The organism is Acidovorax sp. 107 (assembly GCF_003058055.1).
Classification (GTDB): Bacteria; Pseudomonadota; Gammaproteobacteria; order Burkholderiales; family Burkholderiaceae_C; genus Acidovorax.
The window spans coordinates 2,878,262-2,902,271 of record NZ_QBTZ01000001.1 but is presented as its reverse complement, the minus strand read 5'-3'; the positions used below and the strand labels follow the sequence as shown (position 1 = coordinate 2,902,271).

Annotated in this window: 21 protein-coding genes; 14 read left to right on the top strand and 7 right to left on the bottom strand. The window is 65.9% G+C overall.

Annotated elements, in window-relative coordinates; translation table 11 throughout:
* Positions 1 to 91: 91 nt before the first annotated feature.
* Positions 92 to 469, bottom strand: a complete 378-nt coding sequence (locus C8C99_RS13600; RefSeq protein WP_108626013.1) for a DUF4398 domain-containing protein — start codon at positions 467 to 469, stop codon at positions 92 to 94.
* Between the two features lie 372 nt (positions 470 to 841).
* Between C8C99_RS13600 and C8C99_RS13595 the strand changes: the two genes are divergently transcribed.
* Entirely contained in the window at positions 842 to 1,945 is a 1,104-nt protein-coding gene (locus C8C99_RS13595) for a mechanosensitive ion channel family protein (RefSeq protein WP_108626012.1), read from the top strand.
* Between the two features lie 109 nt (positions 1,946 to 2,054).
* Here the strand turns inward: C8C99_RS13595 and gap are convergent, their stop codons facing one another.
* Entirely contained in the window at positions 2,055 to 3,053 is a 999-nt protein-coding gene (gap, locus tag C8C99_RS13590; protein WP_056643768.1) for a type I glyceraldehyde-3-phosphate dehydrogenase, read from the bottom strand.
* 88 nt (positions 3,054 to 3,141) lie between these two features.
* Positions 3,142 to 5,223 carry a transketolase gene (gene tkt / locus C8C99_RS13585; RefSeq protein WP_108626011.1) on the bottom strand — a complete coding sequence of 694 codons (2,082 nt, stop codon included), beginning with the start codon at positions 5,221 to 5,223 and terminating at the stop codon, positions 3,142 to 3,144.
* 123 nt (positions 5,224 to 5,346) lie between these two features.
* Here tkt and speD point away from each other — a divergent pair, with 123 nt between their 5' ends.
* The 5 genes from speD to pyk all read left to right on the top strand — a co-directional run bounded on the left by speD (position 5,347) and on the right by pyk (position 10,247).
* On the top strand, positions 5,347 to 5,736 hold the full coding sequence (gene speD / locus C8C99_RS13580) for an adenosylmethionine decarboxylase (protein ID WP_108626010.1): 390 nt from the start codon (positions 5,347 to 5,349) through the stop codon (positions 5,734 to 5,736).
* Positions 5,733 to 6,509 (top strand): nucleotidyltransferase family protein, encoded by a 777-nt coding sequence (locus tag C8C99_RS13575; RefSeq protein WP_108626009.1) that lies wholly within the window; start codon positions 5,733 to 5,735, stop codon positions 6,507 to 6,509. The genes speD and C8C99_RS13575 overlap by 4 nt, the downstream gene beginning before the upstream one ends.
* Complete coding sequence (locus tag C8C99_RS13570; protein ID WP_108626008.1) at positions 6,506 to 7,903, top strand: aminopeptidase P N-terminal domain-containing protein; 1,398 nt, start codon at positions 6,506 to 6,508, stop codon at positions 7,901 to 7,903. The genes C8C99_RS13575 and C8C99_RS13570 overlap by 4 nt, the downstream gene beginning before the upstream one ends.
* Positions 7,904 to 7,917: 14 nt before the next feature.
* On the top strand, positions 7,918 to 8,703 hold the full coding sequence (locus C8C99_RS13565; protein ID WP_108627161.1) for a CPBP family intramembrane glutamic endopeptidase: 786 nt from the start codon (positions 7,918 to 7,920) through the stop codon (positions 8,701 to 8,703).
* 107 nt (positions 8,704 to 8,810) lie between these two features.
* Positions 8,811 to 10,247, top strand: a complete 1,437-nt coding sequence (gene pyk / locus C8C99_RS13560; RefSeq protein ID WP_108627160.1) for a pyruvate kinase — start codon at positions 8,811 to 8,813, stop codon at positions 10,245 to 10,247.
* Positions 10,248 to 10,321: 74 nt separating this feature from the next.
* Here the strand turns inward: pyk and C8C99_RS13555 are convergent, their stop codons facing one another.
* Together C8C99_RS13555 and C8C99_RS13550 are read right to left on the bottom strand one after the other, a co-directional pair.
* Entirely contained in the window at positions 10,322 to 10,891 is a 570-nt protein-coding gene (locus C8C99_RS13555) for a phosphatase PAP2 family protein (RefSeq protein ID WP_108626007.1), read from the bottom strand.
* Positions 10,884 to 11,645: a phosphatase PAP2 family protein gene (locus C8C99_RS13550; RefSeq protein ID WP_233247222.1), complete on the bottom strand. Its 762-nt coding sequence runs from the start codon at positions 11,643 to 11,645 to the stop codon at positions 10,884 to 10,886. Before C8C99_RS13550 ends, C8C99_RS13555 begins: the two co-directional genes overlap by 8 nt.
* A gap of 92 nt (positions 11,646 to 11,737) precedes the next feature.
* Here C8C99_RS13550 and C8C99_RS13545 point away from each other — a divergent pair, with 92 nt between their 5' ends.
* The 8 genes from C8C99_RS13545 to C8C99_RS13510 all read left to right on the top strand — a co-directional run bounded on the left by C8C99_RS13545 (position 11,738) and on the right by C8C99_RS13510 (position 21,774).
* Entirely contained in the window at positions 11,738 to 12,442 is a 705-nt protein-coding gene (locus tag C8C99_RS13545) for a response regulator transcription factor (protein WP_056643757.1), read from the top strand.
* Between the two features lie 47 nt (positions 12,443 to 12,489).
* Positions 12,490 to 13,809 carry a histidine kinase dimerization/phospho-acceptor domain-containing protein gene (locus tag C8C99_RS13540; RefSeq protein WP_108627158.1) on the top strand — a complete coding sequence of 440 codons (1,320 nt, stop codon included), beginning with the start codon at positions 12,490 to 12,492 and terminating at the stop codon, positions 13,807 to 13,809.
* A gap of 90 nt (positions 13,810 to 13,899) precedes the next feature.
* Positions 13,900 to 14,964, top strand: a complete 1,065-nt coding sequence (gene fba / locus C8C99_RS13535) for a class II fructose-bisphosphate aldolase (protein ID WP_108626006.1) — start codon at positions 13,900 to 13,902, stop codon at positions 14,962 to 14,964.
* Positions 14,965 to 15,282: 318 nt separating this feature from the next.
* On the top strand, positions 15,283 to 16,017 hold the full coding sequence (locus C8C99_RS13530) for a hypothetical protein (protein WP_108626005.1): 735 nt from the start codon (positions 15,283 to 15,285) through the stop codon (positions 16,015 to 16,017).
* Between the two features lie 62 nt (positions 16,018 to 16,079).
* Positions 16,080 to 17,684, top strand: a complete 1,605-nt coding sequence (locus C8C99_RS13525; RefSeq protein WP_108626004.1) for a Re/Si-specific NAD(P)(+) transhydrogenase subunit alpha — start codon at positions 16,080 to 16,082, stop codon at positions 17,682 to 17,684.
* Positions 17,685 to 17,718: 34 nt separating this feature from the next.
* Positions 17,719 to 19,131 (top strand): Re/Si-specific NAD(P)(+) transhydrogenase subunit beta, encoded by a 1,413-nt coding sequence (gene pntB, locus C8C99_RS13520; protein WP_056643748.1) that lies wholly within the window; start codon positions 17,719 to 17,721, stop codon positions 19,129 to 19,131.
* Positions 19,132 to 19,225: 94 nt separating this feature from the next.
* A complete protein-coding gene (locus C8C99_RS13515) occupies positions 19,226 to 20,905 on the top strand; it encodes a long-chain-fatty-acid--CoA ligase (protein ID WP_056643747.1) in 1,680 nt (559 codons plus the stop codon).
* 116 nt (positions 20,906 to 21,021) lie between these two features.
* Positions 21,022 to 21,774 (top strand): 5'-methylthioadenosine/adenosylhomocysteine nucleosidase, encoded by a 753-nt coding sequence (locus tag C8C99_RS13510; protein WP_056643745.1) that lies wholly within the window; start codon positions 21,022 to 21,024, stop codon positions 21,772 to 21,774.
* Between the two features lie 203 nt (positions 21,775 to 21,977).
* On the opposite strand, the gene corA is transcribed toward C8C99_RS13510, so the two are convergent.
* A complete protein-coding gene (corA, locus tag C8C99_RS13505) occupies positions 21,978 to 22,964 on the bottom strand; it encodes a magnesium/cobalt transporter CorA (RefSeq protein ID WP_015016148.1) in 987 nt (328 codons plus the stop codon).
* Positions 22,965 to 23,185: 221 nt separating this feature from the next.
* Complete coding sequence (locus C8C99_RS13500; protein ID WP_056643743.1) at positions 23,186 to 23,959, bottom strand: uracil-DNA glycosylase family protein; 774 nt, start codon at positions 23,957 to 23,959, stop codon at positions 23,186 to 23,188.
* Between the last annotated feature and the right edge of the window lie 51 nt (positions 23,960 to 24,010).

Sequence of the window (24,010 nt, the reverse complement as noted above, 5' to 3'; positions counted from 1 at the left end):
TCAATCGCGGGGCCATCTGGGGCCTTGGCGCCGGTGGGCGAGAGGCGTAGCCGCCAGGCGGGGCGCACTGGGCACCGCGCAGGGCGCTGGACTAGCGGGGCGAACGGCGGTTGATTTCGTCTTGCAGTGCGCGGATGCTGTCCTGCACCTGGGCCAGGGTGGCGGCATTGCCCGCGGCGTCGGCGCGCGTCTCGGCCACGCGAGCGTCGACCTCTGCCTCTGAGGCCAGGCGGCGCGCGGCCACATAGTCCTTTTCTGCCATGGCCTTCTCGGCCTGGATGAGCTTCTCGCGGGCCTGCTGCAGTTGTACGGGGGCGCTGGTGGCCACCGCCGGTGCCGCCGCTACGCGGTTCACGGTGGTGCGGGTGACCGCCATCTGTTCGGTGGGGGCGGGGGTGGACGAGCAGGCGGCCAGTGCGCCCAGTGCGATTGCCGCTGTGGCAGTGCGGATCAGTGCAGATGAATGCATGGTGTGTGGGACTCCTCTGGAGGTTGTTGGAGACGCCGCACCCGTGTGTGGGGTGGGCAACCAGGGGGTTCTGGTGTTGATGCATTGTTGGGGCCCGCTCAGCGAGCGGGCGTAGGTCCTGCCTCTGTATCGCTGTCGGGCATGTCTTACGAACATTTGCACGCCGGGCGCTGACACTGTGAGTGCGACGGATGTGAAGGCGCGTCGGGGAACTCTCGCTTTGCATGGGCCTCGATCAAGGGCAACACACGCACACCGCGTTGTCCCCAGGCTGCGCCGTCTGCTGCCGATGCCTGTGCGCGGGCTGTTTGCGCACGCCGTACGCCCGCCTTCCACCTATCCCCCTTGCACAACGAAGAGGAGAGTTACTGCATGCCGCCATCCACGTTTTTCATCTGGGTCCAGGAGACCACTTTTGCGGGTGTGCCGCTATGGAGCCTGTGTGTGGCCCTGGCAGCGGCTGTCGCTACCTACGCCGCCATCCTTGTGGTGCTGCACTTGCTGACCCGTCGCGCCAAAGGGTGGGCCACGCAGTCACACAGCGGCATGGCACTGACCCTGGTGGACGTGCTGGAAGGCACGAGCCGCACGCTGATGCTGGTGGTGGCGCTGCTGGTGGGCGCCAGTCTGCTGGACCTGCCGGGCCGTTGGGAGAGCCGCCTGAGCCAGCTGTGGTTTGTGGCCGTGGCGCTGCAGATGGGGCTGTGGGGCATGCGCGCGATCGGCATCGGCGTGCGCCGCTATGTGGAGCGGCACTCGTCCAGCGGCATGACGCAGGTCAGCGCTTCGGCCACGCTGATGTCGTGGGGGCTGCGCACGCTGCTGTGGAGCGTGGTGCTGCTGGCCATCTTGTCCAACGTGGGGGTGAATATCACGGCCTTCATCGCTAGCCTGGGGGTGGGTGGTATTGCCGTGGCGCTGGCGGTGCAGAACATCCTGGGCGACTTGTTCGCCTCGCTGGCGATTGCGGTGGACAAGCCTTTTGAGGTAGGCGACTTCATCGTGGTGGGCAACGTGTCGGGCACGGTGCAGGTGATCGGCCTCAAGACCACGCGCATCCGCAGCTTGCAGGGCGAGCAGATCGTGATGTCCAACACTGACCTGCTCAAGCAGACCATCAGCAACTTCCGCATGCTGGAGCGGCGGCGCATCGTGTTCACCTTTGGCGTGGCTTATGGCACCACCCCCGAGCAGGCCGAGGCGATTCCAGGCGTCGTGCGCAAGCTCATCGAGGCGCACCCAGAGCTGCGCTTTGACCGTGCACATTTCAAGGCACTGGGCACCAACTCGCTGGACTACGAAGTGGTCTACATCGTCGAAGACCCGGCCTACAACCTGTACATGGACCTGCAGCAGTCCATCAACCTGGGACTGCTGCGTGAGTTCAAGGCCATGGGGGTGGAGTTTGCATTCCCCACCCGCACGGTGCACATTGCCAGCACGCCGCCGCAGGCACCTGCCGTGGCGGCGACCTGATTCCGTGGGCCAGTACCGCGCAGGCGGAAAAAAAGCCGGTGGCCTTTGCAGGCGACCGGCTTGAACAGGGTAGTTGCTTCTAGCGCTTTTTCAACTTCTCAAAGAAAGCTTACTTGGCGACCACGCGCACCATTTCCAGGCACTTGTTCGAGTAGCCCCATTCGTTGTCGTACCAGCTAACGACCTTCACGAAGGTGCCGTCCAGCGCGATGCCGGCGTCCGCGTCAAAGATCGAAGTGCGGGTGTCGCCACGGAAGTCGGTGGCCACCACCTTGTCTTCGGTGTAGCCCAGCACGCCCTTCAGGGCGCCTTCGGACTGCGCCTTCATCTCGGCCTTGATTTCTTCGTAGGTGGCAGCCTTATCCAGCTCCACCGTCAGGTCCACCACCGACACGTCGGAGGTCGGCACGCGGAAGGACATGCCGGTCAGTTTCTTGTTCAGCGCCGGGATCACCACACCCACGGCCTTGGCAGCGCCAGTGCTCGAAGGGATGATGTTTTCCAGAATGCCGCGGCCGCCGCGCCAGTCCTTGTTCGAAGGGCCGTCCACGGTCTTTTGTGTGGCGGTGGCAGCGTGCACGGTGGTCATCAGGCCGCGCTTGATGCCCCACTTGTTGTTCAGCACCATGGCCACGGGGGCCAGGCAGTTGGTGGTGCACGAGGCGTTGGAGATGATGGCCTGGCCTGCGTAGGTGGTGTGGTTCACGCCGAACACGAACATGGGGGTGTCGTCCTTCGAGGGAGCCGACAGCAGCACCTTCTTGGCGCCCGCATCGATGTGCTTCTGCGCAGAGACCTTGTCCAGGAACAGGCCGGTGGATTCGATCACCACGTCGGCGCCGACTTCGTTCCACTTCAGGTTGGCTGGGTCGCGCTCTTGCGTCAGGCGAATCTTCTTGCCGTTGACGATCAGGGTGTTGCCTTCCACGGCCACGGTGCCGTCAAAGCGGCCGTGCACCGAGTCGTACTGCAGCATGTACGCCAGGTAGTCGGGCTCCAGCAGGTCGTTGATGCCCACGACTTCGATGTCGCTGAAGTTCTGGATGGCCGAGCGCAGCACGTTGCGGCCGATGCGGCCGAAGCCGTTGATACCAATCTTGATCGTCATAGGGTGTCTCTCCAAGGTTGCAAAATCGAAATCAGGAATTTGCCGCCGCGCGCCCGCTGGCAGCGGTGCGCAGCGGGCAAAGGGAGTCTTACCGGGCCTTTTTGGCGGGTTTGAGGCGCGCGGCGCCAATGGCCACCAGCACCGCGTCGGCCACGTTCTCTTCGGTGAAGCCGAAATGCTTGAACAGCACGGGGGCCGGGGCCGATTCGCCGTAGGTGTCGATGCCCACCACGGCGGCGCAGCCGTACTTCCACCAGCCGTCGGTCACACCCATTTCCACCGCTACGCGGGGTACGCCAGCGGGCAGCACGCTGCTCTTGTACTTGGCGTCTTCGCGGTCGAAGGTGGTGGTGCTGGGCATGGAGACCACACGCACGGCGATCTTCTTGTCGGCCAGCAGGCGCTGGGCCTTCAAGGCCAGCTGCACTTCAGAGCCGGTGGCGATGATCACGGCCTGGGGCTTCTTCTTGATGCCCACATCGGCGGGCTCGGACAGCACATAGGCACCGCGGCTGATGTCGCCCAGGTCGCGCTTGGGCGCGTAGGGCAGGTTCTGGCGCGACAGGGCCAGCACGGTGGGCTTGTTGCGGTTGGACAGGGCCACGCTCCAGGCCACTGCGGTTTCTGCCGTGTCACCCGGGCGCCAGACATCGAGGTTCGGGATCAGGCGCAGGCTGGCCACGTGCTCGATGGATTGGTGCGTGGGGCCGTCTTCGCCCAGGCCGATCGAGTCGTGCGTGAACACGTGGATCACGCGCTGCTTCATCAGCGCGGCCATGCGAATGGCGTTGCGGCTGTAGTCGCTGAAGGTCAGGAAGGTGCCGCCGTAGGGGATGAAGCCGCCGTGCAGCGCCACGCCGTTCATGATGGCGGCCATGCCGAACTCGCGCACACCGTAGTTGATGTGGCGGCCACCGATCTTCTGGCCTTCGGCCACTTCGGTCTTGACCACGTTGCCCTGCATGTCGAAGCGCAGGTTGGGCGTGCTCTTGGTGTTGGTGAGGTTGGAGCCCGTCAGGTCGGCGCTGCCGCCCAGCAGCTCGGGCAGGGCGGCGGTGAAGGCTTCCAGCGCCAGCTGGCTGGCCTTGCGGCTGGCCACGGTCTCGCCCTTGGTGTGGGCGGCGACCACGGTGTCCACGGCCACTTGCGCAAAGTTGGCGGGCAGGTCGCCGTTCATGCGGCGGGTCAGCTCGGCAGCCAGTTCGGGGAAGGCTGCGGTGTAGGCGGCAAAACGTTTGTTCCAGGTGGCTTCGGCGGCAGCGCCTGCTGCCTTGGCGTCCCAACCGGCGTACACGTCTTCGGGGATGGCGAAGGGCTCCGCCGTCCAGCCCAGGGCTTCGCGCGTGAGCTTGATTTCTTCGGCTCCCAGGGGCTCGCCGTGGGCCTTGGAGGTGTTGGCGCGGTTGGGGCTGCCCTTGCCGATGTGCGTCTTGCAGATGACGAGCGTGGGGCGCTCGGTCTGCTTCTTGGCTTCCGCAATCGCGTCCGCCACCTTGTCGGCATCGTGGCCGTCGATGGGGCCGATCACGTTCCAGCCGGCGGACACAAAACGCAAGGCCGTGTTGTCGGCAAACCAGGGTGTCACCTGGCCGTCGATGGAGATGCCGTTGTCGTCGTACAGGGCGATCAGCTTGTTCAGCTTCCAGGCGCCTGCCAGCGAAATCGCTTCCTGGCTGATGCCTTCCATCAGGCAGCCGTCGCCCAGGAACACGTAGGTGTTGTGGTCCACCACCGCATGGGCTTCGCGGTTGAACTCGGCGGCCAGCAGCTTCTCGGCCAGCGCAAAGCCCACGGCGTTGGTGATGCCCTGGCCCAGCGGGCCGGTGGTGGTTTCCACGCCGGGGGTGATGCCCACTTCGGGGTGGCCGGCGGTCTTGCTGTGCAGCTGGCGGAAGTTCTTGAGCTCGCTCATGGGCAGGTCGTAGCCCGTGAGGTGCAGCAGCGAATAAATCAGCATCGAACCGTGGCCGTTGCTCAGCACAAAACGGTCGCGGTCAAACCACTGGGGGTTGGTGGGGTTGTGCTTGAGGTGGCGAGCCCACAGGCCCACGGCCATGTCGGCCATGCCCATGGGGGCACCGGGGTGGCCGGAGTTGGCTTGTTGAACGGCGTCCATGGCCAATGCGCGGATCGCATTTGCCATCTGTTGGGATTGCTGGGTGTTGGCCATGGGGGAGTGGTTCAGGGTGGGAGGTTCAGGGGAAACCCGGCATTTTACCGGCGCGGCTTTCACCCGCCTGAATCGGCCAGCCGCACGCTGGGCGCAGGGCGGCAATGCACTACAGTGCGGGCCATGCAAGGACTGCACCTCACCGCCGATCTCCAGGGCTGCCGCTGCGCCAGTGCCTGGCTGCTGGACGCCACCGCCCTGGGCCGGGCCTGTACCGATGCGGTGCGCGCCGCCGGACTGCAGGCCGTGGGGCAGTTGTTTCATGAGTTTCCGGCCACGGTGCACGGCCCTGGTGGGGTGACCGCTACTGTTTTACTAGCAGAGTCGCACCTGTGTGTACACACCTGGCCCGAGCAGCGCGCGGTGACGCTGGATGTGTATGTGTGTAACTTCGGCGCCGACCATTCGGCCAAGGCACATGCGCTGATGGACACGCTGCTGGCCTTGTTCCAGCCCACGGCCGTGGATCGCCATGCGCTGCAGCGGGGTGTGGTGAGCGGGGTGGCGGCATGAGTCCTGTTCACCACCAGGTGCCCGCATTGCTGCTGGCCGCCGGCCGGGGCGAACGCATGCGCCCGCTGACCGACACCACCCCCAAGCCCCTGCTGCAGGTGCAGGGTCAGCCGCTGCTGCAGTGGCACCTACAGGCCTTGCTGGATGCGGGTGTCGAGAGGGCGGTGATCAACACCGCATGGTTGGGTGGGCAGATCAGCGGGTATTTTCCCAGCGTTTTTGCCTCCAAGTGCAGGAAAAATATGCCTGAACAGCTATCAATTTCATACTCTCACGAGGGGGTGGACTTTGGTGGCGCGCTGGAAACTGCCGGGGGCATTGCGCGCGCGCTGCCCCAGCTGGGGCCGGTGTTCTGGCTGGCGGCGGGCGATGTGTTTGCGCCCGACTTCGTGTTCGACAGCGCCGCGGTAGCGGCCTTTGAGGCCAGTGACTATCTGGCCCACCTGTGGCTGGTGCCCAACCCCGCCCACAACCCGCGCGGCGACTTTGGCCTGTCGGCCGACGGCTTGGCGCTGAATCTGCCCGCCGCCGACCCCGCCCCGCGCTACACCTACAGCACCATCGCCCTGCTGCGCGCCGAGCTGTTTGCGCTGCCCTGGTGCGACATTCCACCGGGCAACCCGGGCGGCATCAAAGCCCCGCTGGCGCCCCTGCTTCGCCGGGCCATGGACAATGGCCGCGTCAGTGCGCAGCTCTACACCGGCCGCTGGACCGATGTGGGCACGCCCGAGCGGCTGGCCGAACTCAACACCCTTTCTCTCGACGCGCCATGAACACCACCGTGCCTGCCTCCGTCTATGCCCAGCGCCGCGCGCACCTGGCTGCCCAGCTGGGCCCCGGGGGCATTGCCATCATCCCCACGGCGCTGGAGCGTCCACGCAACCGGGACAGCGACTTTCTGTTCCGCCACGACAGCTACTTCTATTACCTGACCGGCTTCACCGAGCCCGGTGCCTGTCTGGTTGTGGCGGCGGATGGCCGTAGCACGCTGTTCTGCCAGCCCAAAGACCTGGAGCGCGAGATCTGGGACGGCTACCGCCTGGGCCCGGCCGCTGCGTCCGCAGCCTTGGGCGTGGACGCCGCGCATTCGATGGCCGAGCTGGACAGCAAGCTGCCGCGCCTGCTTGAAAACACGGCCTGCGTCTGGTACCCGTTTGCCACCCACAGCGGCCTGGCCGCGCGCGTGGAGGGCTGGCTCAATGTGGTGCGCGGGCGGGTGCGCTACGGCGCCATCTGCCCTGCCGAGCAAAACGACCTGTGCACCTTGCTCGACGAGATGCGCCTGTTCAAGGACGCGCACGAGCAGGACATCATGCGCCGCGCCAGCGCCATCAGTGCGCAGGCTCACATCCGCGCCATGCAGCGCTCGGCCCGCATGCTGCGCGCCGGGGAGGATGTGCGCGAATACCACCTGGATGCCGAGCTGCTGCATGCGTTCCGCGACGCGGGCTCGCAGTACCCGGCCTACAGCTCCATCGTGGCAGCGGGTGCGAATGCCTGCGTGCTGCACTACCGTGCCGATGCAGCGCCTGTGCGCGATGGCGAGCTGGTGCTGATCGACGCAGGCTGCGAGCTGGACAGCTACGCCAGCGACATCACCCGCACCTTCCCGGCCAACGGCAAGTTCACCGGCCCGCAGCGCGCGCTGTACGACCTGGTGCTGGCCAGCCAGGATGCGGCCGTGGCGGCCACCAAGGCGGGCGCGCGTTTCAACGACCCGCACGACGCCACGGTGGCCGTGCTGGCCCAGGGCATGCTGGACCTGGGCCTGCTCGACAAGAACAAGGTGGGCACCGCACAGGACGTGATCGACAAACGTGCCTACTTCCAGTTCTACATGCACCGCACCAGCCACTGGCTGGGCATGGATGTGCACGACTGCGGCAGCTATGTGGAGCCCGGCGAGGTGGGCCAGACCAGCGAACGCAAAGACCCGCTCTCGGGTGAAACCATCACCAACCGCCCCAGCCGTATCCTGCGGCCCGGCATGGTGCTGACCATCGAGCCCGGCATCTACGTGCGTCCCGCCGAAGGGGTGCCTGAGCAGTTCCATAACATCGGCATCCGCATCGAAGACGATGCCATCGTCACCGAGACGGGTTGTGAGCTGATCACGCGCGGCGTGCCGGTGAAGGCCGACGAGATCGAGGCGCTGATGCGCGCCTGAACGTGGGCAACACCATGGCCGTGGACAACGCTGCCGGAGCCGATGCGGCCCATGCGCCGACTCAGCCCGGCAAGTGGCGGCTGGGCGGCGCGCTGTGGCTGCTGGGCATGCCCGGCGTGGTGGCGGTGGTCTGGACGCTGCTGCCCACCTTGAAGGCCAATGCCGCCCTGCTGCCGCTGCCGCCAGAGGCCGTGCTTTTGCTTAGCGGGTTACAGACGGCGGTGCTCCTGGCGCTGGCCGTGGCACTCGGGGTGTGGCTGGCGCCCCGCGTGGGCCTGCAGGCGCCCGCAGTGTCTGCCTGGTTGACAGGCAGACCCATGGGCCCCGCGCTGCGTACCCAACTTGTGCCCGGAGTCTGCAGTGGCGTGGCGGGCGCTGCGTGGCTATGGGTGCTGTCCCGGCTGGCGCCCACGGCGCTGCAGCCGTCCGATCCTGCCAGTGCCATGCCGCTGGTGGTCAAGCTGCTCTACGGCGGCATCACCGAAGAGCTACTGGTGCGTTGGGGCGTGATGACCCTGCTGTTGTGGCTGGGCTGGCGCCTGTTGCAGCGTGGTCAGGGGCGCCCAGGCAAGGGGCTGGTGGCTGGGGCGGTGCTGTTGAGCGCCGTGTTGTTTGCCGTGGGGCACCTGCCTGCCGCGCAGGCGTTGGCCGGGGTGTTGACCGCGCCGGTGGTGGCGTTCGTCCTGGTGGGCAATACAGTTTTTGGCCTGGTGGCGGGCTGGCTGTTTGCGCGCCACGGCCTGGAGGCCGCGATCATTGCGCATGTGCTGGCACATCTGTTGTCATCCCCGCTGCTCTGAAGCACTGAGCCGTGTTGCTGCTGCGCGGGTAACTCGCATGTAACCGCTTCGTGTGAGAATTGAAACTCGATTACATCCCCAACGACCGAGAGAAAAGAGACATGTCCATGCCTACCCGCCGCGCCACCAAGATTGTTGCCACCCTGGGTCCTGCGTCGAGCGACCCGGCGCTGCTGGAGGCGATGATCCGAGCGGGGGTGAACGTGGTGCGGCTGAACTTCAGCCACGGCAAGGCACAGGACCATATCGACCGCGCTGCCACGGTGCGTGCTGCCGCCCAGCGTGCGGGCCGCGAAGTGGCCATCATGGCCGACCTGCAGGGCCCCAAGATCCGCGTGGGCAAGTTTGCCGAGGGCAAGGTGCAGCTGGAGCCGGGCGCCAAGTTCGTGCTCGATGCCTCGCGCACCGAGTTGGGCGACATCAATGGCGTGGGGCTGGACTACAAGGAACTGCCGCGCGATGTGAAGGCGGGCGACCTGTTGCTGCTCAATGATGGCCTGATCGTGCTCACCGTGGATGCGGTGCGCGGCGAAGAAGTGCACACCACTGTCAAGGTGGGCGGCGAGCTGTCGAATAACAAGGGCATCAACAAGAAGGGCGGCGGCCTGACGGCGCCGGCCCTCACGGCCAAGGACATGGAAGACATCCGCACGGCCATGAGCTTCCAGGCCGACTATGTGGCGGTGAGCTTCCCCAAGAACGCGACCGACATGGAAATGGCGCGTCAGCTGTGCAACGTGGCCGCGTCCGAGTACCGCCACAAGCCGGGCCTGATCGCCAAGATCGAACGCGCCGAGGCCATCCCGCACCTGGAGGCCATCCTGCGCGTGAGCGACGGCATCATGGTGGCGCGCGGCGACCTGGCGGTGGAAGTGGGCAATGCGGCCGTGCCCGCGCTGCAAAAGAAAATGATCCGCATGGCGCGCGATCTGGACAAGGTCGTCATCACCGCCACGCAGATGATGGAAAGCATGATCACCAACCCCGTGCCCACGCGCGCCGAGGTAAGTGACGTGGCCAACGCCGTGCTCGACGGCACCGACGCCGTGATGCTGAGCGCCGAAACGGCCGCTGGCCGCTACCCGCTCGAAACCGTGGAAGAGATGGCCACCATCTGTGCGGCTGCCGAAGCGGCTGAAGACCACCAGCTGGATGCCGACTTCACCGGCCAGACCTTTGGCCGCATCGACCAGTCCATCGCCATGGGCGCGCTGTTCACGGCCCACCACCTGGGCGCCAAGGCCATCGTGGCCATGACCGACAGCGGGGCCACGGCGCTGTGGATGAGCCGCCACAGCATCCGCATCCCCATCTACGCGCTCACCCCCAAGGTGGCCACACAACGCAAGATGGCCATGTACCGCAACGTGCGTCCCTTGCTCATGGACACCAGTGCCGACCGCGACACTGCGCTGGACCAGGCCGAGCGCCACCTCAAGAGCCGCAACATCGTGCAAAAGGGCGATGTATACGCCATCACTTGCGGCGAGCCCATGGGTGCGCCGGGCGGCACGAACATGCTGAAAATCTGCGTCGCCAGCTGACCAGCGAGGTCGGTGGCCCCCTCCCTATTCCGGGGCAGCGCCTCGGAGAGGGGTCAGGGAGCGCCGGACGGCGGTCAGTGTGCGTTGCCTTGTGGCGATTTGTGCAGCAGGGCTTGCAGGCGCGGCGCCCGCGCCGCCAGTGCGTGGATGGCCGCAGCCGCCAGTCCACCGGTGAGCAGGCCGGCCAGCACGTCGGACGGGAAGTGCACGCCCAGGCAGACGCGGCTCCACAGCATGGCCGCCGTCACGACGGCGGCCAGCCAGGTCAGCCAGGTCAGTCCCGTAATCGGCCGCAGGAGCAGACTTGCCGCCAGCGCGGCCGCCCCGGCCACATGCATGCTGGGAAAACCCGCACGCGCAGCGTGTTCAATCCACTGGATGCCCAGGCCCAGCTGCGCAGGCCGGGGCATGGGAAAAGCCAGCCGCAACAGCTGTACGCCGATCCATGCCAGGGCCATGGATGCCAGCGCCAGCGCGAGCGAGCGCCGCTGCTCTGCATTGCCCAGCACCAGGCTGCCAAGCAGCAGGCCGCCCATGGCGGTGGGCAGTTGCTGAGACACCCACCGTGCCACCGTCACCACGGCAGGCAAGGTGGCGGCGTCTGCATTGAGGGCCTGAAACAAGACCAGATCGAGTTCAAGCATGGGAGCCGTCCGGTGGCGGGGTGGTGCTCGCGAAATTCGGAAAGCGGGGGCGCAACGCCGTGGCCGCCAGATCGCAGAGCCAGCCCGTGGCCCAGCACAGCCAAGCGGTCCACAGCGTATGGCTCATGAAGTGCGCGCCTCGCACCTGCTGTGCCGCACCCAATACAAACCCGGCCAGCAGCGAGCCCGCCAGCCACCAGCGCGCGGCTGAGGGCGCCTTGTGGCGCAGTGCAAAGTAGCCTCCTAAAAACGCGAACCCGGCAGAGGCATGGCCTGCCGGAAAGCAGCGGCCGCTGCCGCCATCGAGCACGCCCAGCGCCCAGTGCGACACATGGCGCGCCACACCGCCGAACTGCGCCAGGTCCCAGGGGCAACTGGTGGCGCTGAGGTTTTTGGTGATGCTGACCACGGCCAGCGAGAGCAGGGCGCTCACGGCCATCTGCAGGCGCTCGCTGGCGTCCAGCTTGCGCAGAAAGCCTCGGGGCCACCACACGCTCAGCGCCAGCAGCAGCACCAGCAGCCATCCCAGGCGGCGGGCTCCTTCGTGCAACACCTGCACAAAAAACCACTGGTCTCGCATCGGAAACCCGTTGGATGAGCCAAACACCTGGGCAAACGCGAGGTCTTGCCCTGCAGCATCCCAGGCCACGACACAGGCCAATGCCCCCAGGGTCCAGAAAAGCAGCGCATGGCGATGGGTGGGAGAGGGCGGCGCGATGGGAGTGGCGGACGGCGTGACGGGCGAATGCTGCATGTGCCGAAAGATAGGCGGCCGTACTTAACGCCGTCTTAAAGCAGCGATTGCCCCTGCCCCGCTCGGTCCTGACAGGCTGCGACAATGCCTGCATGCGAATACTCGTGGTCGAAGACGATGCGGGCATAGCCAGCGGCCTGCGCAGCAACCTCCAGCAGCGTGGCTATGCGGTGGATGTCAGTGACGGCGTCGCCAGCGCCTGGAGCGCCCTGCGCGCCGAGCGGTTTGATGCCGTGCTGCTGGACCTGGGGCTGGTGGACGGTGACGGCAGCGAACTGCTGCGGCGCCTGCGCCTGAGTCCCCCCGTAACGGGGGCCGCTTCGGCTGTCCTGCCGGACCCCTCCACCCCGGTGTTGATCGTCACGGCGCGCGACCAGGTGCAGCAGCGCATCGCGGGGCTGGATCAGGGCGCGGACGACTACCTGACCAAGCCCTTTGACGTGGACGAACTGGATGCGCGCCTGCGGGCGTTGCTGCGCCGCGCGGTGGGCCGGGCCTCTCCCACCATCCGCCTGGGCGATATCGAGCTGGACCCCGCGACCCGCACGGTGCGCCAGCAAGGCAAGCCCGTGGAGATGTCTCCGCGCGAGTTTTCGGTGCTGCTGGTGCTGCTGGAGGCGCGGGGCCGGGTGCTGTCACGCCAGCAGATCGAGGAACGCCTGTACAGCTGGGATGCTGCCGTGGAGAGCAATGCGGTCGAGGTCCATATCCACCACCTGCGTCGCAAGCTGGGCAGCGCCTGCATCCAGACAATGCGCGGGGTGGGTTACTTCATGCCGCAGGAGACGCCCGCGTGAACGCTCCCGCCGCTGCGCGCCGCTCTTCGCTGACCCGGCAGCTACTGATGTGGTCGCTGGGCGCGCTGGCCATCGTCTGGGGCAGTTTCGTCTTCATTGGCTACCAGACTGGCGTGCACGAGGCCGACGAACTGACCGACGGGCACCTGGCCAGCGTGGCCGCCCTGCTGCTCAACCTGCGGGCGACCGAGGCGATGGAGGGCCCGCGGCGGACCGAGCGCACCCCCACCCCCTGGCTCAAGTCGCACGACTACCAGCAGAGCATCAGCGTGGTGCAGTGGGATGCACAGGGGCGGTTGCTGGTCCTCACTGGCTCGGTGCCCGAACCGCCCTTCAGCGACGCAGAGGGGTTTGCCGACCTCACGCTTGGACCCGACAAGGTGGCCTGGCGCAGCTTTTCGCAGTGGGATGCCGGGCGTACCCGCAAGATCATGGTGATGCTGGAGCTGCGCGAGCGGGACGAGCTGGCCGATGACATTGCCGGACAGCTCATCGAGCCCGGCCTGTGGCTGCTGCCCGTGGTGTCGCTGGCCCTGGGGCTGGCGCTGTGGCGCGGCCTGCGGCCGTTGTATGCGCTGTCTGCGGATGTGGCGGCGCTGGACCCGGCCAGTACCCAGCGCCTGGCCTCGCGCCATGCCTGGAGCGAGTTCGAGTCGGTGGTGGCGTCGATCAACACCTTGCTGGATCGCCAGCAGGTCGCCATGGTGCGCGAGCGCCGGCTGGCCAACGAGGTGGCGCACGAGTTGCGTACTCCGCTATCCTCCATTGCCCTGCAGGCCAGCGCCCTGGCGGGGGAGCTGACGGAAGAGGCCCGGGCCCAGGCGCTGGCGCGCATCGGCCAGGACGCCTTGCGTGCGGGCCATGTGCTCAACCAGTTGCTGGCCCTGGCCCGCGCCAGCCGGGCAGAGCTGCACGAAGCCAAGGCGCCCGTGGACCTGAGCGCCCTGGCCCGGTCGGTGTGCGCCGACTATGCCCAGGCAGCGTGGAAGCGGGGCGACGACCTCGGCCTGTCCGCACCGACCGCGCTGATCGTGCCCGGCCATGCGGTGCTGCTGGACATTGCAGTGCGCAATCTGGTGGAAAACGCGCTCAAGCACACGCCCGAGGGCACCCAGATCGCCGTCCAGCTGGGCACTGCCGACTCCGGCGGCGCGTGGCTGCAGGTGTGTGACGACGGTGCGCGCCAGCAAGCAGGCGGCGCAGCGGGGCGGACGGCGGCGGTCGACAGCCTGCATCTGGGGCACGAAATCCTGCGCCGCGTGGCGGACATCCATGGGGGGCACTTTGGCGCAGCGCCGGCGCCGGCGCCCTTTACCACCTGCTACCGGTTGGATTTGCCATCGCCCTCGGCGGCGTCCCCCGGTTAAAATTGGGAGTTACCAAGCGGTTACCACCGCATCGCCAGGCGTTACAGCGCCTTGCCCCTGCTTCTTCAACCCACCACGGACCCCACGACCATGCCCCTCGTTTCGATGCGCGAACTGCTCGACCATGCCGCCGCCCACAGCTACGGTATTCCCGCTTTCAACGTCAACAACCTGGAGCAGGTGCAGGCCGTGATGGCCGCTGCGGACGAAGTGGGTGCTCCGGTCATCTTGCAGGCCAGCGCTGGCGCGCGCAAGTACGCGGGCGAGCCTTTCATCAAGCACCTGATCCAGGCTGCGGTCGAGGCGTTCCCCCACATCCCGCTGGTCATGCACCAGGACCACGGCACTTCGCCCAAGATCTGCCAGGGCGCCATCGACCTGGGCTTTGGCTCGGTGATGATGGACGGCTCGCTGATGGAAGACGGCAAGACCCCTTCGTCCTTCGACTACAACGTCGAGGTGACGCGCAAGGTGGTGGACATGGCGCACAAGGTGGGCGTAACGGTCGAAGGCGAACTGGGCTGCCTGGGCAACCTCGAAACCGGGGATGCCGGTGAGGAAGACGGCATTGGTGCGGTCGGCAAGCTCGACCACAGCCAGATGCTGACCGATCCCGAAGAAGCCGCCGTGTTCGTGAAGGCCACGCAACTCGACGCCTTGGCCATTGCCATCGGCACCAGCCACGGCGCCTACAAGTTCAGCCGCAAGCCCACGGGCGACATCCTGGCCATCAGCCGTGTCAAGGAAATCCACCGGCGCATCCCCAACACCCACTTGGTGATGCATGGTTCCTCGTCGGTGCCTGCCGAGCTCCTGGCCATCATCAACCAGTACGGCGGCAAGATGAAGGAAACCTACGGCGTGCCCGTCGAAGAAATCCAGGAAGCTATCAAGCACGGCGTGCGCAAGATCAACATCGACACTGACATCCGCCTGGCCATGACCGGTGCGGTGCGCAAGTTCCTGTTCGAGAACCCCGACAAGTTCGACGCCCGCGAATGGCTCAAGCCCGCCCGCGAAGCGGCCAAGCAGGTCTGCAAGCAGCGTTACCTGGAGTTCGGCTGCGAAGGCCAGGGCAGCAAGATCAAGGGCCTGAGCCTGCAGGCCGTGGCCGCCCAGTACGCCTCGGGTGCACTGGCGCAAGTGGTGAACTGATCGTTGGCACCGGGCCCTGCGGGGCCGCTGCCTAGCCTGGCTGCGTTGTGCTGCCAGGCTTTTTTTTTGCCTGCATGCATCCCCGGACTGGGGAGTTCCCTCTACAGGAGACAAAGGCGACAGCGACAAGATTTTCTTCATGTAAGCTCGCGGTCAGCTTGCCCACCGGCAGCGCCGCAAGAAGTGTCCGATACCAGGGCGCTTTCAACACATTTCTCGCCAGCTCCACCGAGCTGGTTGTTGCATGGCAGGAGCCGTCGAAGGACGGACTCGGGTGCCGTGGGATGATTGAAGGCGAATTCGTATGAACCTTTCTCTATGACTCTGACCATTTCAAAGTTCCGGCGGCTGCTGCCTCTCTTGCCCGTGTTGGCTGTGACGGTGTTCACGGCGGCCTGCGCGCCCCTCACTGTTCCTCCCCAATCCGAATACCCCGTGGGCCGCGGCCGCCTGGTGTTGCCACCGGGAGCGTGGCAGGATCTAGGCACCTCCGAGGAAGCCATTGCAGGCTCCGGGGGGCGTATTGCGCTCCAGACCCGCGATGTGGGCTTGCGGAATGCGCAGGGAGACTGGCTGGCAGTGTTGCGCGTGCAGACCAACCGCGCTGGAGACCTGAGTGGTTCTCCGCAAGGCATCGGTTATTGCCCCACCCAGCAGGACGTCACCGTAGAGGATGGCGCTGCAGGCAGTCCTGTGCGCGCAGACTGTCTGCGGCTCAAGCGATGGGGAAGCAGTTCCCAGTGGCTGGACAAGAACCGGCCAGACCTTGTCGAGTGGCTCCGCACCAGCAAGATCACTCTGACCCAGCCATACACCTATCTGAGCTATCGCTATGTCACGGAGGCGGGTGCCTGGGTGAAGGTCGATGCGCTGGTGGACCAGCGACTGTTGCGTCCGACCACGCGCAACAACGAGGAATTCCTGGTGGCCGGACGACCCGCACTGCAGTGGGGGCGTGACCTGGCCCAGGCCGTGCGCCTGAGCACCGGTATGGTGGACGGTCATCTGGCCATCCCGCCCTTCCCCTTCCCAACACCCACCTCCAGGCCTTAGCGCGCAAGCCCTCCCTGTCTGGCGGCCTGGCATAACGATTACGAAACTTGAGGAGACCTCTGATGCAGACTAGCCCCGTCCCGCAGCCGCAGCGTATCGGCGTGCCCAGGGAAACCTTCCCTGGCGAAAAGCGCGTGGCCACCGTGCCCGATGTGGTGGAGAAGCTGATCAAGCTGGGCTTTGCCGTCACGGTCGAGTCCGGGGCTGGGGATGCCGCCAACTTCAGTGACGATGCCTACCGTGCTGCAGGCGCCGAGATCGTCAGCGACGCTGCGGCACTGTGGGCGGCATCCGACATCGTCTTCAAGGTGCGCCCGCCCAGCAGCGACGAAGTGGCGCGGATGCGCGAGGGCACGACGCTCATCGACTTCATCTGGCCCGCCCAGAACCCCGATCTGATGCAGCAGCTGGCCGCCAAGAAGGCCACGGTACTGGCCATCGACTGCCTGCCCCGCACACTGTCACGCGCCCAGAAGATGGACGCGCTCACCTCCACCGCCGGGGTCAGCGGCTACCGTGCCGTGATCGAGGCAGCCAACGCTTTCGGCCGCTTCTTCAACGGCCAGATCACGGCTGCAGGCAAAGTGCCGCCCGCCAAGGTGTTCATTGCAGGCGCTGGCGTGGCGGGTCTTGCCGCCATCGGCACCGCTGCCAACCTGGGCGCCATCGTGCGCGCCAACGACACGCGCGCCGAGGTGGCCGACCAGGTCAAGTCGCTGGGCGGCGAGTTCGTCAAGGTGGACTACGAAGAAGAAGGATCGGGCGGCGGCGGCTATGCCAAGGTCATGAGCGATGGCTTCCAGGCCGCGCAGCGCAAGATGTACGCCGAGCAGGCCAAGGACGCGGACATCATCATCACCACCGCGCTGATCCCCGGCAAACCCGCGCCCAAGCTCATCACCGCCGAGATGGTGCAGAGCATGAAGCCCGGCAGCGTGATCGTGGACATGGCCGCCGAGCAAGGCGGCAACTGCGAGCTCACCGTGCCCGGCGAGGCCGTGGTGCGCCACGGCGTCACCATCGTGGGCTACACCGACCTGGCCTCGCGCCTGGCCAAGCAGTCGTCCACGTTGTATGCCACCAACTTGCTGCGCCTGACCGAAGAGCTGTGCAAGGCCAAGGACGGCGTGGCCGTGGTCAACATGGAAGACGACGCGATCCGCGGCCTCACTGTGGTCAAGGACGGCGCGATCACCTGGCCGGCGCCGCCGCTCAAGCAGGCGCCAGCGCCCGCGCCCAAGGTCGCTGCGCCAGTGGTCGAAAAGAAATCGGGCCATGGCCACGGCACGGGTGCGCCCATGTCCGCGAAGACGCTGACCATCGTCTTCGCCGTGCTGGCTGTGCTGTTCTCGGCCATCGGTGCCTATGCGCCCGTGGCCTTCCTGGGGCACTTCACGGTGTTTGTGCTGGCCTGCTTCATCGGCTACATGGTGGTGTGGAACGTCACGCCTGCACTGCACACACCGCTGATGAGCGTGACCAACGCCATCTCCAGCATCATCGCCATCGGCGCGCTGGTGCAGATTGCACCGCCCGATGCGGGGGTGAATGGGCGGCCTGACGGGCTCATCCTCTGGCTGGCCTTTGCTGCGCTGGTGCTCACGGCCGTCAACATGTTCGGCGGCTTCGCGGTCACGCGCCGCATGCTGGCCATGTTCCGCAAGTAACTCCACAACAACAAGAACACTAGGAGCACCCAACATGTCCCAAAGTCTCGCCACCGTCGCCTACCTGGGCGCGGCCATTTTGTTCATCCTGAGCCTCGGGGGGCTCTCCAACCCTGAAACCTCCCGCCGGGGCAATCTGTTCGGCATGGTCGGCATGGCACTGGCCGTTCTGGCCACGGTGTTTGGCCCGCGCGTGAGTCCCGCAGGGGTGGCCTGGATTGTCGGCGCCCTGGTGATTGGCGGCGGCATCGGCCTCTATGCCGCCAAGGTCGTCAAGATGACCCAGATGCCCGAGCTGGTCGCGCTCATGCACAGCCTGGTGGGCCTGGCGGCCTGCTTGGTGGGGTTTGCCAGCTACGTCGATACCTCCATCCAGCTGCAGGGCGCGGAAAAGATCATCCACGAGGTGGAGATCTACGTCGGCATCCTGATCGGTGCGATCACGTTCAGCGGCTCGTTGATCGCCTTCGGCAAGCTCAACGGCAAGATCGGCGGCAAGCCGCTGCTGCTGCCCGGCCGCCACTGGCTCAACCTGGCCGCGTTGCTGATCGTGATCTGGTTCGGCCGCGAGTTTCTGCGCGCCGAGACCGTCGAGCAAGGCATGGTGCCGTTGATGGTGATGACGGTGATCGCGCTGCTGTTCGGCATCCACATGGTCATGGCCATTGGTGGCGCCGACATGCCGGTGGTGGTGTCCATGCTCAACAGCTACTCGGGCTGGGCGGCGGCGGCCACGGGCTTCATGTTGTCCAACGATCTGCTGATCGTCACGGGCGCTCTGGTGGGTTCCTCGGGCGCCATCCTGAGTTACATCATGTGCAACGCGATGAATCGCAACTTCATCAGCGTGATCGCGGGGGGCTTTGGCTCGGGCGCTGGCACGCCCGCCAAGAAGGGCGAAGCTGCCGAGCCGCAGGGCGAGGCCGTGCCCGTCAGCTCCGCCGAGACAGCCGAGCTGCTGCGCGATGCCAAGAGCGTGATCATCGTGCCTGGTTACGGCATGGCCGTGGCCCAGGCCCAGCACACGGTGTACGAGATCACCAAGACCCTGCGCGAGAAGGGTGTGAATGTGCGTTTTGCCATCCACCCGGTGGCAGGCCGCATGCCTGGCCACATGAACGTGCTGCTGGCAGAGGCCAAGGTGCCCTACGACATCGTGATGGAGATGGACGAGATCAACGAGGACTTCCCCGATGCCGACGTGGCCATGGTCATTGGCGCCAACGACATCGTGAACCCCAGCGCGCTGGACGATCCGACCAGCCCTATCGCGGGCATGCCGGTGCTCGAAGTGTGGAAGGCCAAGACCTCGATCGTGATGAAACGCTCCATGGCCTCGGGCTATGCAGGGGTGGACAACCCGCTGTTCTACAAGGACAACAACCGCATGCTGTTTGGCGATGCCAAGAAAATGCTGGACGAGGTGCTGACCGCGCTCAAGAGCTGAGGGGCATAATTCCCTTATAAGAAAAGCACGACCGTGCTGAAAGGCGTCGGTGTGCTTTCCGGACCCCCATAAAACCTACCAGGAGACAATCCCAATGACCGACCGCCCGTGGCTGGCCGCCTACCCACAAGGTGTTCCCGCAGACATCGACACCACGCAGTACAGCTCCCTCGTAGCGCTGATGGACGAGGCGTTCAAGAAGTACGCCAACCGCGTGGCCTACAGCTTCATGGGCAAGGACGTGACCTACGCCCAGACCGATTCGCTCTCCAGTGCGTTCGCCGCCTACCTGCAGAGCCTGGGCCTGGTCAAGGGCGACCGCGTGGCCATCATGATGCCCAATGTGCCCCAGTACCCGGTGACCGTGGCGGCCGTGCTGCGTGCAGGTTTTGTGGTGGTCAACGTGAACCCGCTGTACACCCCGCGCGAGCTGGAGCACCAGCTCAAGGATTCGGGCGCCAAGGCCATCGTCATCATCGAGAACTTCGCCACCACGCTGGAGCAGTGCATTGCGCACACGCCCGTCAAGCACGTGGTGCTGTGCGCCATGGGTGACCAGCTGGGCCTGCTCAAGGGCACGCTGGTCAACTACGTGGTGCGCAACGTCAAGAAGATGGTGCCCGCCTACAACCTGCCGGGGGCAGTGCGCTTCAATGACGCCGTTGCCCAGGGCACGCGCGGCGCGCTCAAGAAGCCCGACATCAAGCCCGACGACATTGCGCTGCTGCAGTACACCGGCGGTACCACGGGGGTGAGCAAGGGCGCCGTGCTGCTGCACCGCAACGTGATCGCCAACGTGCTGCAGTCCGAGGCCTGGAACGAGCCCGTGATGAAGAAGGTGCCGGCGGGTGAGCAGCCCACCAGCATCTGTGCGCTGCCGCTGTACCACATCTTCGCGTTCACCGTGAACATGATGCTGAGCATGCGCACGGGCGGTAAGACCATCCTGATCCCCAACCCGCGCGACCTGCCTGCGGTGCTCAAGGAGCTGTCCAAGCACACCTTCCACAGCTTCCCGGCCGTCAACACACTGTTCAACGGCCTGGCCAACCACCCGGACTTCAACACCGTCAACTGGAAGAACCTCAAGGTCTCGGTGGGTGGTGGCATGGCGGTGCAGGGTGCTGTGGCCAAGCTCTGGCTCGAAAAGACAGGCTGCCCCATCTGCGAAGGCTATGGACTGTCGGAGACCAGTCCTTCGGCCAGCTGCAACCCCACCACCAGCACCGAGTACACCGGCACCATCGGCGTGCCGCTGCCCAGCACCTCCATGAAGCTGCTGGACGATGAGGGCCGCGAGGTCACCACGCTGGGCGAGCCCGGAGAGATCGCCATCAAGGGCCCGCAAGTGATGGCCGGCTACTGGCAGCGTCCCGATGAAACCGCCAAGGTCATGACCGAGGACGGCTACTTCAAGTCGGGCGATATCGGCGTGATGGATGCGCGCGGCTTCTTCAAGATCGTGGACCGTAAGAAAGACATGGTGCTGGTCAGCGGCTTCAACGTGTACCCCAACGAGGTCGAAGAAGTGGTGGCCAACTGCCCGGGCGTGCTCGAATGCGCCGTGGTGGGCGTGCCTGATGAGAAGACCGGCGAGGCCGTCAAGCTCGTCATCGTGAAGAAGGACCCGGCGCTCACCGAAGCGCAGGTCAAGGAGTTCTGCCGCCACGAACTCACCGGCTACAAGCAGCCCAGGGTGATCGAGTTCCGCACCGAGCTGCCCAAGACACCCGTGGGCAAAATCTTGCGCCGCGAACTGCGCGACAAGAAGTGACGCAGTCTCCGGCACGTCACAATCCCCAGGCGGCTCCGGCCGCCTTTTTTGCGACCGCGCGGCGATGCTGGCGCGGGTGTGCTGTGACCCGATGACATGACCCCAAGGACCTCTGCATGAGCACTGCCATTCTGAGTGCGCTGCCCGAAGAACAAAGCTCGCTGGTGCAGCACCTGGCGCATCCGCAGCGGCTGATGCACGCAGGCCGGGCGTTCTGGCGCGGCGAGCTGCACAACCGCCCGGTGGTGCTGGCGCTGTCGGGCATTGGCAAGGTGGCGGCTGCCACCACAGCCACGGCCTTGATCGAACATTTTGGCGTGGCGCGCATCGTCTTCACGGGCGTCGCGGGCGGGGTCGGCGATGGGGTGCACCGGGGTGATGTGGTGGTGGCGCAAGACTATGTGCAGCACGACATGGATGCCTCGCCGCTGTTTCCTCGGTGGGAGCTGCCGGGCTACGCACGCAGCCGCCTCGCGTGCGACCCTGTGCTGGTTGCTATGCTTTCAGAAGCTGCCAACCTATGTGTCACTAGCGCAAGCAGCCTCTGGGGCTTGAAAACCATCCACGGGGATGCCCACCGAGCACACCAGGGCTTGGTGGCCAGCGGGGACCGTTTTGTCTCCACCGCCCAAGAGTCTGAGCGCCTGCGCACCGCCCTGCGCACTGCCGGGCACGATGTGCTGGCCGTGGAAATGGAAGGTGCCGCCGTCGCCCAGGTCTGTCACGATTACGGCCTGCCCTTTGCCGCTGTGCGCACCATCTCCGACCGGGCCGACGACGAAGCCCACGGCGACTTCGCCCAGTTCGTGCAGACCGTGGCCAGCCGGTACGCCGAGCACATGGTGCTGTCGTTTCTGCAGAAGCTATAAAACTGATAGCGGCTGGGGCATATTGCACTGGCGCTTGCGGCAGATTTTCCCTCTAAAGAGGGCTCCACTGCACCCCGTTTGCCGTTCGCCACGATGCGCTGCAACCGGCGCTATGTATCTACCAGCGCCATGGCGGAACCGGCTTTGCCGGGCCGCTGGAGGCGTCCCCCCCCAGGGGGAAGGCGCGCAGCGCCACAGGGGGGCTACTTCAGCCAGCCGCGCTTGCGGAAGTACCACATGGGCCCGAGCGCGCTGGCCAGCATCAGGCCCAGCGCATACGGGTAGCCCAGCGACCAGTCCAGTTCGGGCATGAACTTGAAGTTCATGCCGTACACGCTGGCGATCAGCGTGGGCGGCAGCAGCGCCACGCTGGCCACCGAGAAGATCTTGATGATCTTGTTCTGGTTGATGTTGATGAAACCGACCGTGGCGTCCATCAAGAAGTTGATCTTGTCGAACAGGAACGCCGTGTGGTTGTCCAGCGACTCGATGTCGCGCAGGATCTGGCGGGCTTCCTCGAACTGCTCGGAGTTGAGCATCTTGGAGCGCATCATGAAGCTCACGGCGCGGCGTGTGTCCATCACGTTGCGGCGGATGCGGCCGTTCAAGTCTTCCTGGCGGGCGATGGCGGCCAGCACCTCGCCGGCGCGGGTGTCAGTCACGTCGCCGGCCAGCACCTGCTTGCTCACGGCCTCCAGCTCGTCGTAGATGTTCTCCAGCGTGTCGGCCGAGTATTCGGCGTCGGCGTCGAACAGCTTGAGCAGCACTTCCTTGGCGTCTTCGATCAGTCCGGGCGCGCGGCGCGCGCGCATGCGCAGCAGGCGAAACACGGGCACGTCTTCATCGTGGATGGAGAACAGCACGCCCCGGCTTTTCAAGTTGGTGTTGTGCTGGTTCAGGATGAAGGCCACGCGCACCGAACGCGGGTCTTCGTCGTCATCGATCAAGAAGTCGCTGCGGATGTGCAGCTCGCCGTTGTCTTCCTCGTAGAAGCGGGCGGATTCCTCGATGTCCTCGTCCATCGCATCCTCAGGGATGGACAGGCCGTAGTGCTGCTTGATCCAGCGCTTTTCTTCGAGCGTGGGGGCTTCCAGGTCCACCCAGATCGGCTGGAACTTGGTCAGCTCTTCCAGGGACTCGATTTCTTCCTGGAACAGCCGGCCATTGGCGAGCGTAAAGATGTTGAGCATGGGCTCACTCCCTTGTTTTTTGGCGTCTGCGGTGCGGGGGTAGGGGTGCTTTCAACCCCACAGCAGTCAAATGCGCCGGGAGCTGAAAGCTACCAACTCGGGTAGGTTTCCAAGGAGCTGTCTCCGTAAAAATTAGGCAAGCGGCGGATTATGGCACCGGGCGATGACCTCGCGGGCGCCTGGTGCGGCGTGGCGCGGGCGCCGAAGCCTTTCAACAGGCGTCAGCCCTCGGCACTGCGCACCATGGCCAGCGCCCGGCACAGGTCGGCCCAGGCGGCGGCCTTGTTGTCCTGTGAGCGCAGCAAAAAGGCGGGGTCGTAGGTCACCACCGCCGGGCACCCGGCCAGCACATGGGGGCCTGCGCGCAGGCGTCCCAGGGGCTCGGTGCGTCCCAGCGCCGCACGCGCCGCCACGTGGCCCAGCACCAACACCATGGCGGGCTGCAGGCGGTCCACGGTGTCGGCCAGTGTGGCCGGAATGTCCGCGCTGGCTTCCGTGCCGGGCGCAGAGCGCTCCAGCGTAGTCACGAACACGCGCGGATGTTGGTGCAGTTGCATGGCCCGCAGCATGTTGTCGAGCAAACGGCCCGCGTCGCCGCCAAGGGGCTCGGCAGGGGTCATGCTCTCGGTCACGATGAGCCAGCCCCGGCCCAGCCCGGCGGGCGTTTGCGCCGGGTCGGCGGCGGGGTAGAGCGCCTGCGCAGGGTGCAGGCGCAGGGCGGGCGCGGCCGGGCCTGCGCCTGCAGGTGCGATGGCTGGGGGTGCGCTGCGGCTGGTGGTGTGGACCGGCGGCGCCTGGGGGCGCTCGGCAAGCGTGGGGGACGACGGGGCCTGGGGCTGGGCGCGCGGCGGCGCCACGACGGGTGCTGCCACTGCGACAGCAGGGGCGCTTGCCGGGGGCTGCTGGGGCGCATCCATGGCCGGCGCTGGGCCCCACACGGTGACGCCCATTTCTTGCAGCATGGCGCGCTGTCGCGCATTGAGGTGGAGGCTCATACAGAAAGAAAACAGGCCATCAGAGGTTCAGCAGGGTCGGGTGCGGCGTGG